This is a genomic window from Streptomyces sp. NPDC001858, from assembly GCF_053594615.1.
In genome coordinates this window covers 27,974-42,867 of record NZ_JBSFEV010000039.1, presented here as the reverse complement: position 1 = coordinate 42,867, position 14,894 = coordinate 27,974, and the positions used below count along the sequence as shown (strand labels likewise).

Genomic DNA, 14,894 nt, shown 5'->3' with positions numbered 1-14,894 from the left:
ATCACGACGGAGTTGCCGCCCAATTGAACGGACCCCCGCGCGCCGGTCGTACCACTGGGAAAGGTGATTACCAGCGGTTCAGCGAGGGATGACCATGGTCAAGACGCACGTCTCCACGCACGAGTTGGTCGCCGGCAGGTACCGGCTGCTCGACGTCGTCCACCAGGAGACGAACCGCGTCAGCTGGTACGGGGAGTACGTCGAGGACACCGGGGCGGCCCGGCCGTGCCTGGTCACCAGGATCGGGCTGCCCGTCGACCAGGCCGAGGAGAAGTCCCGCCAGGCCGCCGACCGGGTGCTGCGCGTGTCGGAGACGATGGCCGGCCTGTGCCCGGGCCGGATCGCCGAGGTCGTCGACGCCGTGCAGGAGGAGGGCTCCCTGTGGACCGTCACCGAGTGGATCGACGGCCTGCCGCTGAGCCAACTCCTGTCGCAGAAGGGCACGTTCAGCACCGCCAAGGCCGCGTCGATCGGGTTGCAGATACTCGAAGTGCTGGAGGCCGCGCACGATCAGGGCATCACCCACGGCGAGCTCAGCCCCGGCCAGGTCTTCCTGCGCAACGGTGGCCCCCTCGTCCTCACCGGGTTCGGACTGGCGGGCGCGACGCTCGCGCCGCGCGTGGCGGCGCCGTCGTACGCCTCTCCCGAGCAGGCCCGTGACGAGCGGATCGGTCCGGCGGCCGACATGTGGGCGCTGGGCGCGATGCTCTACGCGATGGTCGAGGGACGGCCGCCGTACCGTGATCGGGACCGGCCCGAGACCACGCTGAAGGGCGTGGACCGGCTGCCGCTGCGCACCCCGCTGCGCACCGGTTCGCTCACCCCGACCGTGCAGGGACTGCTGCGCAAGGACTCCCGGGACCGGCTGACCCGGACGGTCGTACGCCAGTCCCTGACCCGGGTGCTGGAGGAGGATCCGCACACCGCGCCCCCCGCGCCCCGGATGCAGCGGGTCCGGGCCGCCGCCCAGCACGTCGGCCCGCACTGGAGCGGCCGGGCCATGGCGGCCGGGACGGTGCTGGCCGTCGTCACCGTGGCGGTCGCCGCCCTCGCCGTGACCAACCAGCTGCCCGGCACCGAGGACACGTCGGCGAGCGGGGCGCAGGCCACGCCGTCCGCGCCCGACACGGCGCCCGGTGAGGGCTCCGTCGAGAAAGGCACCGCGACGGCGCTCCCGACGCCGACCCCGACCGCGTCGAACGGCTCGTCCCCGAGTCCCTCCGCCTCGCCCTCCGCCTCCGCCGGCGGTCTCCCGGCCGGCTACAGCGTCTACCGGGCGGCCGAGGGTTTCTCGGTCGCCCTGCCCAAGGGCTGGAAGCGGCTGGACACCGCGACCGGGGCCGACAACTCGTACCGCGTCACCTTCGGGGCGGCCGGCGATCCGCGCACCCTCGCGGTGACCTACAGCGAGAGCGCCGGACCGGACCCGGTCGCCGTCTGGCGGGACGACGTCGAGCCCTCGCTGAAGAAGGACGCCGGTTTTCAGCGGATCGGCGCGATCGCGCCGACAACGTACCTCGGGTTCAAGGCCGCCGACATGGAGTGGCTGACCGACGCCGACGGCACCCAGGTGCGCACGTTCGGGCGCGGTTTCCTCCTCGGCGGGCACCGGAGCTTCTCGCTGCGCTGGACCACGCCCGTCGCGGACTGGGACGACGCCGCCAGCAAGGAGGCCCTGGACACGTTCCTGGCGACCTTCCGGCCGGGTTCGGCCACCGGGCCGAGGTGAGCGGCGCGGGCGGCGGGCGCGGCGGGCCGCCGTGCAGCGGCGCGGTGTCCCAGTAGGCTGCCGGTCTGCACTTCCGCAGTGCTGATCCCTTGCCCAGCAGCCCGCAGCCCGCAGCCCGCAGCCCGCAGAGGAGAGTCATCCCGTGACCCTGGCGATCGACCTGCCCGAGACGTCCGTCGAGGCATCCGCCGAGGACTTCGTCGTCGTGCCCCTGTCCGACCTCGTGGCGCGGGACGCGCGCGAGTTCGGCGTCTACGCGCGGACCGGCGGGTGGGCCTTCGGCCTGATGGTGGCGCGCAGCGTGCGGCCGGGCGGGCAGAGCGCGGACGAGACGCCGAAGGTGTCGGCGAAGGAGTTCGCCGAACTGGCCGGCTGCTCCCCCGAGCGCGTGATGCGCTACTACAAGGCCTGGGACCGGGCCGCCGACGGCGGTCTCGTCCCGCACTTCGAGGAGCTGGCGCCCGGCCAGGAGGTCGAGCTGCCGGACGCCGACGTATGGCTGACGTTCTACGTCTCCCGCTCCAGCGCGACCTCCGAGCGCGGCGCCGCGATCGCGGAGGCGGCCGAGGCGGAGGGCATCCGCCCGACGAAGGCGCTGGAGGTCGCGGAGAACCCCACGGCCCTGCGCGCCGCGATCCTCGCCGACCCCTCCACCGCCCGCGCGGCCCGCGCCGCGCTGCTGGACCGCATCAAGGAGGACCCGGACCTGCAGACCGAGCTGGCCCGGGACGTCGTGCGCACCGACGACCTGAAGAAGGCCGTGGCCAGCGAGAGCCGCTCGGCCGACCGGATCGGGTATGTGCGTCAGATCGCCGAGTCCGGCCAGATCAAGACGCCCGCCGGGCAGACCGTGGACGCGCCGGCCGAGCTGCGCCAGGAGGCCGAACGGCATCTGTCGCTGCTCGACGAGCTGGACGACGCCGAGGACGCCGGCGAGTGGGCGTCCGAGGCCTACGACACGATGAAGAACCTGGTCGTCGAGACGGTGGAGGCCGATCCCGAGCTGCGCGTCCAGGAGCGGCGGACGAAGTTCTACAGCAGCCTGTCGCGGGCGACGAAGGTGTTCGAGGAGCTGACCTTCGACGACGCGCAGGAGTTCTACGAGGACGACATGGTGCAGCAGTTGGAGGAACTCCAGCAGGCGATCGGCAGCTGCATCTCCGCACTGCGCGGTGCGCGCGGCAACGCATCCGGGGCTGAGTAGCCGTACTCGCGCCACCACCCGGCGCGCGACCCGACGACGGGGGCTCCCAAGACGTTCACTTTTCAAGGAGCCCCCGATGCCCGCCGCCGCCCGCCCCTTACCGCGCGGTTCCCTGCCTTGCCCTTGCGGGCCGTGGTGTCGAGCCCCTCCAGCGTCGACTCCCGGATGTTCTCCCGTGCGGTCTCCGCCGTCGCCGCGCCGACTGGCGCGGCTGGACGCCCTTCGCCGGCCTCCAGGTGCCCTACAACCTGCTGAACCGGGACATCGAGCGCGAACTGCTCCCCATGGCCGAGGCCTTCGGGATGACCGTCGCAGCGTGGAGCCCCTTGGCGCACGGCATCCTGACCCGCCGGTCCTCCGACCTCACACCACAGCAGCACACCGCGGTCAGCGCCGTGCGAGAGGTCTCCGCAGAGATCGGCGCCACGCCCGCGCAGGTCGCCCTCGCCTGGACCCGGTCACATTCCGCGGCCGTGCATCCGATCCTGGGCGCCAGCACTGCCGAGCAGCTGACCGACAACCTCGGCGCGCTCGACACCACCCTGTCCGACGAGCAGTTGCGACGCCTGGAAGCCGCTACCGGCTTCACCCCGGGATTCCCGGGCGACTTCCTCGCCCAGACCCACGCTGCAGTGTTCGGCACAGCCACAGCCGGCCTTGCCCGAGGCAGCAGAAGGTGACGAAACCGGGACCGATGGACGCCACGGCAGCAGACTGCTCCTGACCGCACCGCCTCACTCGTCGAGGTCGGGGGCGTCCGGATCGCGCAGCGGACGCAAGGCACCACCCACCGACTGGGTGGAGGCGAAGCTGCAGCGGCCCAGGACATCGCGGTCGCGGATCTCATGCCCCTCGGCCCGGAGCTGGACGAAGGCGTCGTCGATGAAGCAAGACGTCCAGGTACGCGTCCCGGCCCACCACCACCTGCGGCAATTCCGCTGGGGTCCTCGATGCCCAGCTGCCCGGCCAGGTGCTCCACCACCGGCCACGGCACATCCAGCGGGTCCTCGCCCAGGAACAGGCCCACATACCGCACCGTGCGCATCTGGAGCGCGAAACCGAGCTGGTGATGCTGCGTACGCCGCAGCGCGATCAGATCCCGGTCCAATCATCACGGACTGACAGTGCAAGCGCCGGTTTTCGCTCTCTTGTTCCTCAGCCTCTGGGATCCTGACGAGGAGGAGGACGACTAGCAGGTGTGGTCGAGATCCTTCGCGATCACGCTGTGCAAGGTGGCGCTGTCCGGTGCGGCGGGGTCCGGGACGACGAAGGTGTAGTCGACGCCCTGCGGGTACTCCCCGACGACGACGGTGAGTTGGTCGGTGAGCGTGGGGAACGTGCGCGCTTCCCCCTCCACCCCGGCCGCACGGAGCAACTCTTTCAGCTCCCCGAACGTGACCTCCGACGCGAGGGGCACCGTCTCCCCCCGCCGCCCGGTCGGCACGTCCACCGTCCCGGTCCAGGTGCTCAGCGCGACCTGGAAGATCTCGCGACAGCCGCACACTTCGAGGCGCACGTCCCCGTACACGAAGGTCCGGGGCCAGGTCCCCTTCGGGTGGGGAAAGCAGTCGGCCTCGACCGGCGGTCCGAGTACCTCGGTGACGGCGTCCAGCGTGGCTCCGGGCCTGAGCACGCCGACGCCGCCGGTCGTCGCGTAGTCCGTCAGCACCTGTCGCATGTCCATGCCGGAGATGATCTCAGGCTTCGGCAAGACCGCAGGCCCGCCAGTCGACGTACAGGGTCTTCGTGAGGAAGCTCGCGGTCAGCAGGCGGCCCCGGTGGTGCATCCGGCCCTCGTGCAGGAGCCGGCGCATCGCCGCGTCGACGATCGGGTAGCCGGTCCGGCCCGCCTTCCACGCCTCGACGTCCTCCCGCGCGTCCTCGCCGGACCGCCAACGGCCGTGTTTCGGGCGGTAGTCGGTGTGCGCCGCGTGCGGGCGGGCGGCGAGGACCTGCGGTGGAAATCCCGCCGCGCAAGCTGCCGGACGAACGCCGCCGCTCCGGCCCCGGAGAGGTCGTCGTGCCGGCCCTCGTACGTCGCGATCCCGGTGTGCAGGCTGTCGGCTGTGCGGCCTGCTCGCGTTCCATGCGCCGGTGCCTGCGGCGGACGTGTTCCTGGCCACCCACCGGGCGCCGAGGCAGGGGTCAGTCCGTCGTGTGGCGCCACCGGGTCCACAGCGGCAGCGCGAACCAGCACAGTCCGTACCACATGACCACGCCGGCGACCAGCCACGGCACGTAGTCGTCGTCCGTGGCCACCCGCAGGATCAGCAGCAGTGAGGCCGTCATGGTGGCGAGCAGCAGCAGGAGACCGACGAAGGTGAGCCGGGACGCCCACCGCACCGCCTGCGCCTTCACCCGGCGTCCGGAGACCAGGCGGTGCAGGGAGACGGGGCCGATGAGGGCGCCGGTCGCGCAGGCGCCGAGGACAACGGTCACGATGTAGATGACCTGGTCGGCGTCGCGCAGGTCCGCGTAGCGCGGGGTGAACACGACCGTCAGGAGGAAGCCGAAGAGGATCTGCACGCCCGTCTGGGCGACCCGGATCTCCTGGATGAGCTCCCCCCACATCCGGTCGGCTCGCTCCTCCTCGGTCTCGTCGCGCCCGCTGCGTTCCTCGGCTCCCGCCGCCGTGTCCGTCACGTGGCCTCCTCCGCCCGGTGCGAGCGACCTTCGGGTCGTCTCCCCCGGCCGAGTACCCCGTGGGCGGCGATCCTCCCGCGATCACCGCCCGGGGCGGCCTACCAGCGTCCCTCGACCTGCTCCTTGATCCGCCGGTCGTAGAGGTCGCGGACGGCCGCCAGCGTCGCGTCGGAGAGCTCCGGGAGCCGGGCGGCGGCCGCGTTGGCACGGGCCTGCTCGGGCGAGCGGGCGCCCGGGATGACCGTGGTCACGCCGGGCTGCTGGATGATCCAGCGCAGCGCCAGCTGGGCCGGGGTGTACCCCTCGGGGGCGAGGGCCGCGAACTCGACGGCGGCCTCGACGCCGGTGGCGTAGTCGACGCCGGAGAAGGTCTCGCCCTGGTCGAAGGACTCGCCGTGCCGGTTGTAGGTGCGGTGGTCGTTCTCCGGGAAGACGGTGTCCTTGGTGTACTTGCCGGAGAGCAGGCCGGAGGCGAGCGGGACCCGGGCGATGATGCCGACGCCCGCCGCGCGGGCCGCCGGGAGCACCTCGTGCAGGGGCTTCAGCCGGAACGGGTTGAGGATGATCTGCACGCTCGCCACGCCGGGCCGGGCGATCGCGGTGAGGGCCTCGGCGCAGGTCTCGACGCTGACGCCGTACCGCGCGATGCGCTCCTCCTCGACGAGCGTGTCGAGCGCGTCGAACACCTCGTCGCTGGAGTAGACGGGGGTGGGCGGGCAGTGCAGCTGGACCAGGTCGATGCGGTCGACGCCGAGGTTGCGGCGGGAGCGGTCGTTCCAGGCGCGGAAGTTGTCCAGGACGTAGTTCTCGGGGATCTGGTCGACGCGGCGGCCCATCTTGGTGGCGACCAGCACATGCAGATCGGGCCGGCCGGCGAGGAAGGCGGCGATGGTCTGCTCGCTGCGTCCGTCGCCGTAGACGTCGGCGGTGTCGAAGAAGGTCACTCCCGACTCGGCCGCCGTCTCCAGCACCGCCAGGGCCTCCTTGTCGTCGACGTCTCCCCAGTCGGCCCCCAACTGCCAGGTGCCGAGACCGACGACGGATGCGTGCTGACCAGATGTACCGAATTCGCGCTCGTCCATGGCGTCAGTCTGTCATCCGTCGCGGCCTGCCGCGGAACGGGCCGGGCGAAGTCGGCTGCGGTTCGGCAGCGCCCTGAAGGGGCGCGGGGAACTGCGCGACCAGCCACAACGGCGTCGCAGCCGAACGACGGCACCTCGCGGCACCTCGCGGCACTTCCAGCGGAGCGCTCACGCCGGGTCCTGGGCGTCCAGGTGCGCCTGGACCGTCGGCGCGTACCGGTCGACGATCTGTTCGACCGGCAGCGCCCGCAGCTCCGCCCCGCGGGCGATGCCGAACATCACGCCGAGGCCGAGCAGGGCGGCCAGGGCAAGTTCGGCGCGGGCGCCCGGATCGGGTCCGGTGAGCCGGGCGGCGAGGCGATCGGTGACCTGGGCACGGAAGTTGGCACGCAGGATGTCGCCGTGGTCGCCGTGCAGGGGCGCGAAGACGATGCGCACGACGGGGTCGGCGCCGCGCTCGCGCTGACTGACCAGCACATGCCGGACCATGTGCCGGCCCAGCTGGTCGAGCGGTGCGTCGAGCAGGGCGTCGGCGTCCTCCTGGAAGGACATCACGCGGGCGAACAGGGCGTCCTTGTTGCCGAAGTACTTCAGGACCAGCGGCGCGCTGACCCCGGCGCGCTCCGCGACGGCCTTGAGGGTGATGTCGGCATGCGCCTGACGGGCGAGGAAGTGCCGGGCGGCGCGCAGGATGGCCGCCTTGGTCGCCTCGGCGTCGCGCCGGGCGGGGGCCGGCGGGTCGCTCACCGCCGAGGCGTCGGGTGGGGTGCTCACAGCACTCATGCTCCCTCCATCACCCCGTCGCCCACAGCCCGGATGGCACGGCCCCGGCCACGCCGCGGGTCCCGCGGGCCGTCGTCCGGGCCTGCGTCGCCGGGGATGGTGAGCGCCACCGCGCACGCGGCCAGGGCCACCGCGCCCGCGACGCCGAAGGCCAGCAGATAACCGTGCAGCGTCGGCACCCGGGCCCCGCCGACCAGGCTGGTGTGGTGCACGAGGACGGCGGCGACGGCGGCGCTGGAGACGGCCTGTCCGATCGTGCGCATCAGGACGTTGACGCCGTTGGCCGAGGCGGTCTGCCCGGCCGGGACCGCCCGCAGGATCAGCGCGGGCAGCGCCGAGTAGGCGAGCGTGGTGCCGGTCGCCACGACGGTCGCGCCCACCATGATCATCCACAGTTCACGGCTGTCGACCACGCGCAGGCCGTAGCCGAAGGCGATGACGGCGGCCCCGAGGGCGAGGGTGATCCGCGGCCCGCGCGTCTCGGAGATGCGCGCCGAGACCGGCGAGAACAGCAGCATGGTGATGCCGCCGGGCAGCAGACACAGGCCCGTCTGGACGATGGACAGCCCGAGCCCGTACCCGCTCGCCTCGGGGGCCTGCACCAACTGGGCGGTGACCAGCGAGTTGGCGTAGAAGGCGAAGCCGGTCAGGAGCGCGGCCACGTGGGACAGCCCGACCCTGGGCCGGGACACCAATCGCAGGTCCACCAGCGGCCGTTCGGTGCGCAGCTGCTGCCACCACCACAGGCCGAGGACGACCACGGCGGCGCCGAACAGCGCGAGGATCCGGGCGCTCGCCCAGCCCCACTGACCGCCCTGGGACACGGCGAGGAGCAGACAGATCAGCCCTGCGGCCAGTCCGAGCGCGCCCGTCACGTCGAACCGGCCGGGCTCGCGCACCGGTGACTCCGGAACCGCCCAGCGGATCAGCGCCACGCCGGTCGCGCCCAGGGCGGCGGTCACCCAGAACATCACATGCCAGTTCGCGTACTGCACCACCACGGCAGCCGCGGGCAGCCCCAGCGCCGCGCCGATCCCGACGGTGGAGCTCATCAGCGCCACGGCGGAGCCCCGGCGCTCCAGGGGCAGTTCGTCGCGCAGGATGCTGATGGACAGCGGGACGACGGAGGAGGCGGCCCCCTGCAGCGCGCGGGCCGCGATCAGCACCCGGATGTCGGAGGTCAGGGCGCAGATCACCGAGCCGACCGCCATCAGGGCGAACGACAGGAGCAGCACCCGCCGCTTGCCGTACATGTCGCCGGCCCGGCCGAGGACCGGGGTGAGGACCGCGCCGGACAGCAGCGAGGCGGTCACCATCCAGGAGACCGCGCCCGCGGAGGCCCCGGTCAGCCGGGGCAGGTCGGGCAGCAGGGGGACGACGACGGTCTGCATGACCGCCATGAGGATGCCGCAGTACGCCAGGACCGGGATGGTGAGCCGGGTCCGCAGACCGGCGCCTTCGCCGGTCGGGGCGGATATCGGAGCGGGCGACGCCATGGAGCACTCCAGCGGCCTGTGCGATATGAAAAAAGGGTGAATGGCGATTCACCATAGCAATGAATCGCCATTCACCCAAGGTCGGGCGGGCTGGTCGGCCGGGTCAGTCGCGCGAGGTCAGTGCCCTCGCGTGCGCGCCGCGCGCCAGCTTCGGACCGAGCCAGCGCTTGAGACGGCGCAGGGCTTCCGACTGTCCGGCGGCCTTGTCGAGCCGGTAGTAGAGCTGGGGCGGGACATAGGGCAGCAGGGGCGAGTGACGCTGGCCGAGCAGGGCGAACATCTGCTCCGGGGGGAGGTGGATGTAGCGGGCGAGGTTCTCGTACCACTGGGCGCTGTAGCGGGCGGCGCTCTGCGGGGTCAGCAGGGCGGACTTGCGTTCCCGTTCGTAGCGGGCGAGGGCGCCGGGGAGGTCGGCGCTCTCCCGCAACGCCTCGGCGAGGGCGATGGCGTCCTCCAGGGCGAGGGTGGTGCCGGCGCCGATCGAGTAGTGGGTGGTGTGGGCGGCGTCGCCGAGGAGGACGAGGTTGTCGCGGTGCCAGGTGCGGTTGGTGAGCGTGCGGAAGGTCAGCCACGGGGAGCCGCCGTCGGCCGCCGTGGCGCGGCCGGTCAGGGGGTGGCCGTCGAGGATGTGCGCGAAGAGCTTCTCCAGGTCGGCGAGGCCGTCGGCCTCGCTCGCCCGGTCGAGGCCGAGTCCGGCGAGGGTCTCGGGGGCGCACTCGATCACGCAGGTGCTCTGCTCGGCGCTGAAGGGGTAGCCGTAGCACCAGATCCAGCCGTGTTCCGTCTCCACGAAGGCGAAGGTGAAGGAGTCGAAGACCTTGCTGGTGCCGAGCCAGACGTAGGAGTTGCGGCCGGGTGTGAGTTCGGCGCCGAAGTCGTCGGCGTGGTGGGTGCGCAGGGCGCTGTGGACCCCGTCGCCGGCCACCACCAGGTCGGCCTCCGGCAGGTCCTCCGCGCTGATCTCGCTCTCGAACTCCAGCCGTACGCCGAGTGCGCGGGCGCGGTCGGCGAGGATCTCCAGCAGCCGGTGACGGCCGATGCCGTGTCCCTCGTCGCCGGGCCGCCGGGTCGCCAGGTCCCGTACATGGGCGACGCCTTCGTTCCAGCGGACGGAGCTGTCCTCGATGGCGCGCGCCGACTCGGGGTCGCAGACATGGAGTCTGTCCAGGAGCGCCCGCCAGTACGTGACGCCCCAGCCGTAGGTCGAGCCTTCCGGGTTGCGCTCGTGGACGGTGATGTCGTGGGACGGGTCCTGCCGCTTGAGCAGGATCGAGAGGTAGAGGCCGGCGGGCCCGCCGCCGACACAGGCGACCTTCACGCGCACTCCCAGGAGTTACCAGACGTGGTCGATTGACGACGCAGGGTAGCAGTGCGCGACGTCTGTCGGTGGACGCCTCACCCGCCCGTTCGCGCCGGTTTCCGCACGTCGGCGCGCGGGGTCGTCAACCGGACGCACTCCACGATCACACCGCGCGCTAGACATTTCGACGCCGGCCGATCGCCGCCCCGACGGTCAGCTCGCGTCGGCGTCCGCCGTGCGGCACTCCGGGTGGCCCCAGCCCTGCGCGTTCTTGGCGATGTCCTCGCCGGCCGCGTAGGGGCGGCCGCACACACAGCGGCCGGGGAACTTGGCCTTGATCGTGCGGGACGACGAACCACCGCTGCGCCGGGGCGACTTGCTCCCGGCGGAGCGGGCGGACTTCGGCCCGGACTTCGCCTTCGGGGTGTCCGGCGAGGCCGGCGGCTCCGGGGAGCCCCGGTCGCTGCCGGCCGGCTGCTGGACGATCGCCGCCTGGCTGGCGGCCCGGTCGGCGAAGTCGTTGAGCGGGTCGCCGTCGACCTGGTGGGCGGGCACATAGCGGAAGTCGACCGTGCGGCCGACGAGCAGTTCGTCGATGCGGACGACCAGCTCCTGGTTGGCCACCGGCTTCCCGCCGGAGGTCTTCCAGCCGTTGCGCTTCCAGCCGGGCAGCCAGGTGGTGACGGCCTTCATGGCGTACTGCGAGTCCATCCGGACCTCGAGCGGCACCGCCGGGTCGGTGGCCGCCAACAGACGCTCCAGGGCAGTGAGTTCGGCGACGTTGTTGGTGGCCTTGCCGAGCGGGCCCGCCTCCCAGCGGTCCGGCGCCTCGGCGCCGTCGGCGACCACCCACGCCCAGGCCGCCGGCCCGGGGTTTCCCTTCGAAGCCCCGTCGCACGCGGCCACCAGTCGTTCACGCATGCGCCCGATCATGCCATGGCCGCCCGCACCGACCGCTCAGACGGGTGTGGTCCCCGGCACCTCGCCCTCCGTCGTCGTGAGGTCGATCACCGAGAAGTTCGCGCCCTGCGGGTCGGTCAGGGCCGCGAACCGGCCGAACGGGCTGCTCATCGGCCCGAAGCGCAGGACGGCGCCGAGCTTGGTCGCCGTGGCGACGGCGTCGTCGCAGTCGGCGACGACGAAGTACACGTTGACGTAGGACGGCACCTCGGGCGGGAACTCCTCCGTCATCTTCATCCGGCCCAGCACGGTCTCGTCGCCGACGTTGAACATGCGGAAGTCGATCGCGTCGTCCTCCAGCTGCTGCGCCGTGTACGGGAACACGGCGCCGAGGAACCGGTCCGTCTTCTCCGGCTCGCGGGTGAAGACCTCGGCCCAGCCGTACGCGCCGGGGACGGCCTGCGCCTCGAAGCCCTTGTGGGCGCCCGCCTGCCACACGCCGAACACCGCGCCGCTGGGCTCGCGCCCCAGGCACATCGTGCCGAAGTCGCCGACCTGCATCGGCTCCATCAGCACCTCACCGCCGTTGGCACGGATCTTGCCGGCGGTCGCGGCGGCGTCCGGGGAGGCGAAGTACAGACACCACTGCGACTGGCCCTCCTGGCCGGACATGGGCGGGACGACGGCGGCGACCGCCTTGCCGTCGGCGTAGGCCTGGGTGTAGTTCCCGTACTCCGACGACGCCTCGCCGAAGGTCCAGCCGAGCACGTCGCCGTAGAAGCTCTTGGCGCCCTCCAGGTCGCTGAACATCGCGTCGGCCCAGCAAGGGGTTCCCTCTGGTCGTACGGCCATGACGACGGCCCTCCCGATGAGATGAGTTGTCGCGATCAGATGAGTTGTCCGGTTTCTCACGCTAGTCACCCGGCCGTCGACTCGCGCGCCGAACCCGGAACCAACCCTCGGGGACCCCTGAGCGCCCCCGGCGTGCGGAAGCACGCGCACGGAGCGGCCGGTCCACCCGAGCCGCACCCCGCCTCAGGCGACCGGTTTACACCTCCGCGTCACGAAAGTCGCCCCCTTCACGCCGTACCCCTTCCGTCACTCACGGTGTTTGGCTGGTCCTTGCGGATCACCGAACCGATCTTCGGGGACGGTCCGCTCATCTCCGCGCACCTTCCTGGAGGGAATGTGTCCACACCGGACAGCGCCACCGGTTCCGCCCTCGACGAACCCGCCCCGCAGCCGTCCGCCGAGGGGCAGCTCACCAGCCTCAGCACCCAGGCGGCCCGCCAGCTCGCCACCACCCACAAGTCCGAACCCCAGATGCAGGCCATCAGCTCGCGCTGGCTGCTGCGGATGCTGCCCTGGGTGGACGTCAAGGGCGGCACCTACCGGGTGAACCGGCGCCTGCAGCTCAAGGTCGGCCGGGGGCGGGTGCAGTTCGAGCACAACGGCGCGGACGACGTGCGGGCCATCCCCGAGACCCTGACCGAGCTGCCCGTGCTGCGCGGCTACTCCGACAACGGGACCCTCGCGGAGCTCTCCTCCCGGTTCCAGGTGCGCGAGGTGCGGGCCGGGCAGGTCGTCTTCGAGGCCGGGCAGCCGGTCACGGAGACCTACCTCGTCGTGCACGGCCGGTTCACCCGCTTCACGGCCGGCAAGTACGGCGAGGAGGAGATCGTCGGGGTGGTCTCCGGCGGCGACCAGCTCGGCGACGAGGCCGTCGGACAGGACGACCCGCTGTGGCTCAGCTCGGTGCGCGCGGACACCGCGGGCGTGCTGCTGGCCCTGCCGTGGGACGTGCTGATGGAGTTCGTGGGCCGTGTGCCGTCGCTCGCCGCCCATCTGACCGCTTACGCCGCCCGGCAGCGGCTGCCCATGAACCGCAAGGGCGAGGCCGATCTGCCGATCCAGGCCGGTCATGTCGGCGAGCCGACGCTCGGCGCGGGCTTCGTCGACTACGACCTCTCCCCGCGCGAGTACGAGCTGTCGCTGACCCAGACCGTGCTGAAGGTCCACACCCGGGTCGCCGACCTCTACAACGACCCGATGAACCAGACCCAGCAGCAACTCCGCCTCACCGTCGAGGAGATCCGCGAGCGGCAGGAGTGGGAGCTGGTCAACAACCGGGAGTTCGGGCTGCTGCACAACGCCGACTACTCCCAGCGCGTCAGCACGTTCACCGGCCCGCCGACCCCGGACGACATGGACGAGCTGCTGTCGATGCGGCGCAAGACCAAGCTGTTCCTGGCCCATCCCAAGGCGATCGCGGCCTTCTTCCGGCAGTGCAACCGGCGCGGTCTGATGCCGGGCACGGCCACCGTCGAGGGGCATGAGATCCCGGCCTGGCGCGGGGTGCCGATCTTCCCCTGCAACAAGATCCCGATCACCCCCCAGCACACCAGCAGCATCCTCGCCCTGCGCACCGGCGAGGCCGACCAGGGCGTCGTCGGCCTGTACCAGACGGGCATCCCGGAGGAGTTCCAACCCGGCCTGAACGTGCGGTTCATGGGCATCGACCCCAACTCGATCATCCGGTATCTGGTGACGGCCTACTACTCGATGGCCGTCCTGGTGCCGGACGCCGCCGGGGTCCTGGAGAACGTCCAGGTCGGCCGGACCGCCGAGTGAAGCCGGGGAGTTCGCGATGAGCACCGGGTTCACGATGCCCGGCCCGCCCGATCTGGCGAGCGGGGTGCGGGCCCGGCGCACCGGGGCGGTACCGGGCCTGCGCTACCGGCAGGTGGCGCCCGCCGATCCGGAGAAGGCGGCGGAGGTCGATCGCCGGCTGGAGGAGTGGGCGCGCGGCCTGGATCTGTTCCCGCCTGCCTGGGACGGGGACTTCGCGGAGTTCCAGGTCGGCCGGGCGGTGGTGCTCCAGCATCCGGCGGCCCTCGACCTGGACCGGCTGACGGCGGCCGGCAAGCTGCTGCTCGCGGAGAACGTCGTCGACAGCTGCTACTGCGAGGAGGACGAAGGCCGCGGCGCGTCCCGCAGCGGCCTGGCCGGACGGCTGGTCCTCGCGCAGTCGGCCCTCGACCCGTACCACGGCCCGCCCGGCTTCCAGGCGCAGTGGGAGGAGGGCATGCAGGCCGACGGTCCGCTGCGCTCCTACTACTGGGGGCTCAAGGACTTCGCGGCCCTCGCCACCCCCAGTCAGACGGACCGGTTCGTGCACGACATGTCCCGGCTGCACCTCGGCTATCTCGCCGAGGCGGCCTGGGGCGAGACCGGGTACCGGCCGCGGACCTGGGAGTACCTGGTGATGCGGCAGTTCAACAACTTCCGGCCGTGTCTGTCGATCGTGGACGCGGTCGACGGCTACGAACTGCCCGAGCAGCTCTACGCCCGTCCGGAGATCCAGCGGGTCACGGCGCTGGCGTGCAACGCCACGACCATCGTCAACGACCTGTACTCCTTCACCAAGGAGCTGGCCTCCGATCCCACCCATCTCAATCTGCCGCAGGTCGTCGCCGCCAACGACCGGTGCGGTCTGCGGGCCGCGTATCTGCGGTCGGTCGAGATCCACAACCAGATCATGGAGACGTTCGAGGAGGAGTCGGCCGTGCTGGCCGCCACCTCGCCGCTCGTCGCGCGCTATCTCCAGGGGCTGTCGGACTGGGTGGCCGGCAACCACGAATGGCACTCCACCAACACCCACCGCTATCACCTGCCCGACTACTGGTGAGCAGCTGCTGAGCATCTGGTGAGCAGCCGGCAGCAGCGAATCCCCGCTTTTCCCGACAGACCGTCATAT

Annotated in this window: 12 protein-coding genes and 3 pseudogenes; 5 read left to right on the top strand and 10 right to left on the bottom strand. The window is 71.8% G+C overall.

Annotation, left to right across the window (positions count from 1 at the left end):
- The first annotated feature begins 88 nt into the window (after nt 1-88).
- From ACWCPF_RS36940 to ACWCPF_RS36930, 3 genes and pseudogenes are all read left to right on the top strand, one after another.
- The gene (locus ACWCPF_RS36940) at nt 89-1,729 is read left to right on the top strand and encodes a serine/threonine protein kinase (protein WP_451049500.1); all 1,641 of its coding nucleotides are present in this window, start codon (nt 89-91) and stop codon (nt 1,727-1,729) included.
- A 142-nt stretch (nt 1,730-1,871) separates the two neighbouring features.
- Nucleotides 1,872-2,933 carry a hypothetical protein gene (locus ACWCPF_RS36935; protein WP_451049499.1) on the top strand — a complete coding sequence of 354 codons (1,062 nt, stop codon included), beginning with the start codon at nt 1,872-1,874 and terminating at the stop codon, nt 2,931-2,933.
- Nucleotides 2,934-3,151: 218 nt separating this feature from the next.
- Nucleotides 3,152-3,613: pseudogene (locus ACWCPF_RS36930) on the top strand (aldo/keto reductase); the annotation flags it as partial.
- A gap of 257 nt (nt 3,614-3,870) precedes the next feature.
- Here the strand turns inward: ACWCPF_RS36930 and ACWCPF_RS36925 are convergent.
- From ACWCPF_RS36925 to ACWCPF_RS36880, 10 genes and pseudogenes are all read right to left on the bottom strand, one after another.
- Nucleotides 3,871-4,041: pseudogene (locus ACWCPF_RS36925) on the bottom strand (DUF4158 domain-containing protein); the annotation flags it as partial.
- A gap of 81 nt (nt 4,042-4,122) precedes the next feature.
- Entirely contained in the window at nt 4,123-4,617 is a 495-nt protein-coding gene (locus tag ACWCPF_RS36920; RefSeq protein ID WP_451049498.1) for a hypothetical protein, read from the bottom strand.
- A 37-nt stretch (nt 4,618-4,654) separates the two neighbouring features.
- A pseudogene (locus tag ACWCPF_RS36915) lies at nt 4,655-4,941 on the bottom strand (FAD-binding domain-containing protein); the annotation flags it as partial.
- Nucleotides 4,942-5,078: 137 nt separating this feature from the next.
- On the bottom strand, nt 5,079-5,504 hold the full coding sequence (locus ACWCPF_RS36910; protein ID WP_451049533.1) for a DUF6328 family protein: 426 nt from the start codon (nt 5,502-5,504) through the stop codon (nt 5,079-5,081).
- Between the two features lie 170 nt (nt 5,505-5,674).
- On the bottom strand, nt 5,675-6,658 hold the full coding sequence (locus tag ACWCPF_RS36905; RefSeq protein WP_451049497.1) for an aldo/keto reductase: 984 nt from the start codon (nt 6,656-6,658) through the stop codon (nt 5,675-5,677).
- Nucleotides 6,659-6,826: 168 nt separating this feature from the next.
- Nucleotides 6,827-7,441 (bottom strand): TetR/AcrR family transcriptional regulator, encoded by a 615-nt coding sequence (locus tag ACWCPF_RS36900; RefSeq protein WP_451049496.1) that lies wholly within the window; start codon nt 7,439-7,441, stop codon nt 6,827-6,829.
- Nucleotides 7,438-8,937: an MFS transporter gene (locus tag ACWCPF_RS36895; protein ID WP_451049495.1), complete on the bottom strand. Its 1,500-nt coding sequence runs from the start codon at nt 8,935-8,937 to the stop codon at nt 7,438-7,440. The genes ACWCPF_RS36900 and ACWCPF_RS36895 overlap by 4 nt, the downstream gene beginning before the upstream one ends.
- Before the next feature lie 103 nt (nt 8,938-9,040).
- Entirely contained in the window at nt 9,041-10,255 is a 1,215-nt protein-coding gene (locus ACWCPF_RS36890) for an FAD-dependent monooxygenase (protein ID WP_451049494.1), read from the bottom strand.
- A gap of 195 nt (nt 10,256-10,450) precedes the next feature.
- Nucleotides 10,451-11,170 (bottom strand): ribonuclease H family protein, encoded by a 720-nt coding sequence (locus ACWCPF_RS36885; RefSeq protein ID WP_451049493.1) that lies wholly within the window; start codon nt 11,168-11,170, stop codon nt 10,451-10,453.
- A 24-nt stretch (nt 11,171-11,194) separates the two neighbouring features.
- Nucleotides 11,195-11,989, bottom strand: a complete 795-nt coding sequence (locus ACWCPF_RS36880) for a VOC family protein (protein ID WP_451049492.1) — start codon at nt 11,987-11,989, stop codon at nt 11,195-11,197.
- Between the two features lie 336 nt (nt 11,990-12,325).
- Between ACWCPF_RS36880 and ACWCPF_RS36875 the strand changes: the two genes are divergently transcribed.
- Together ACWCPF_RS36875 and ACWCPF_RS36870 are read left to right on the top strand one after the other, a co-directional pair.
- Nucleotides 12,326-13,768 carry a family 2B encapsulin nanocompartment shell protein gene (locus ACWCPF_RS36875; protein ID WP_451049491.1) on the top strand — a complete coding sequence of 481 codons (1,443 nt, stop codon included), beginning with the start codon at nt 12,326-12,328 and terminating at the stop codon, nt 13,766-13,768.
- Nucleotides 13,769-13,784: 16 nt separating this feature from the next.
- On the top strand, nt 13,785-14,825 hold the full coding sequence (locus ACWCPF_RS36870) for a family 2 encapsulin nanocompartment cargo protein terpene cyclase (protein WP_451049490.1): 1,041 nt from the start codon (nt 13,785-13,787) through the stop codon (nt 14,823-14,825).
- The last annotated feature ends 69 nt before the right edge of the window (nt 14,826-14,894 follow it).

What these genes read in the sequence shown, in the direction of transcription:
- ACWCPF_RS36920 (WP_451049498.1), bottom strand. Translation starts at nt 4,617, where the DNA reads ATGGACATGCGACAGGTGCTGACGGACTACGCGACGACCGGCGGCGTC.
- ACWCPF_RS36940 (WP_451049500.1), top strand. Translation starts at nt 89, where the DNA reads ATGACCATGGTCAAGACGCACGTCTCCACGCACGAGTTGGTCGCCGGC.
- ACWCPF_RS36870 (WP_451049490.1), top strand. Translation starts at nt 13,785, where the DNA reads ATGAGCACCGGGTTCACGATGCCCGGCCCGCCCGATCTGGCGAGCGGG.
- ACWCPF_RS36900 (WP_451049496.1), bottom strand. Translation starts at nt 7,441, where the DNA reads ATGAGTGCTGTGAGCACCCCACCCGACGCCTCGGCGGTGAGCGACCCG.
- ACWCPF_RS36895 (WP_451049495.1), bottom strand. Translation starts at nt 8,937, where the DNA reads ATGGCGTCGCCCGCTCCGATATCCGCCCCGACCGGCGAAGGCGCCGGT.
- ACWCPF_RS36910 (WP_451049533.1), bottom strand. Translation starts at nt 5,504, where the DNA reads ATGTGGGGGGAGCTCATCCAGGAGATCCGGGTCGCCCAGACGGGCGTG.
- ACWCPF_RS36880 (WP_451049492.1), bottom strand. Translation starts at nt 11,989, where the DNA reads ATGGCCGTACGACCAGAGGGAACCCCTTGCTGGGCCGACGCGATGTTC.
- ACWCPF_RS36905 (WP_451049497.1), bottom strand. Translation starts at nt 6,658, where the DNA reads ATGGACGAGCGCGAATTCGGTACATCTGGTCAGCACGCATCCGTCGTC.
- ACWCPF_RS36885 (WP_451049493.1), bottom strand. Translation starts at nt 11,170, where the DNA reads ATGATCGGGCGCATGCGTGAACGACTGGTGGCCGCGTGCGACGGGGCT.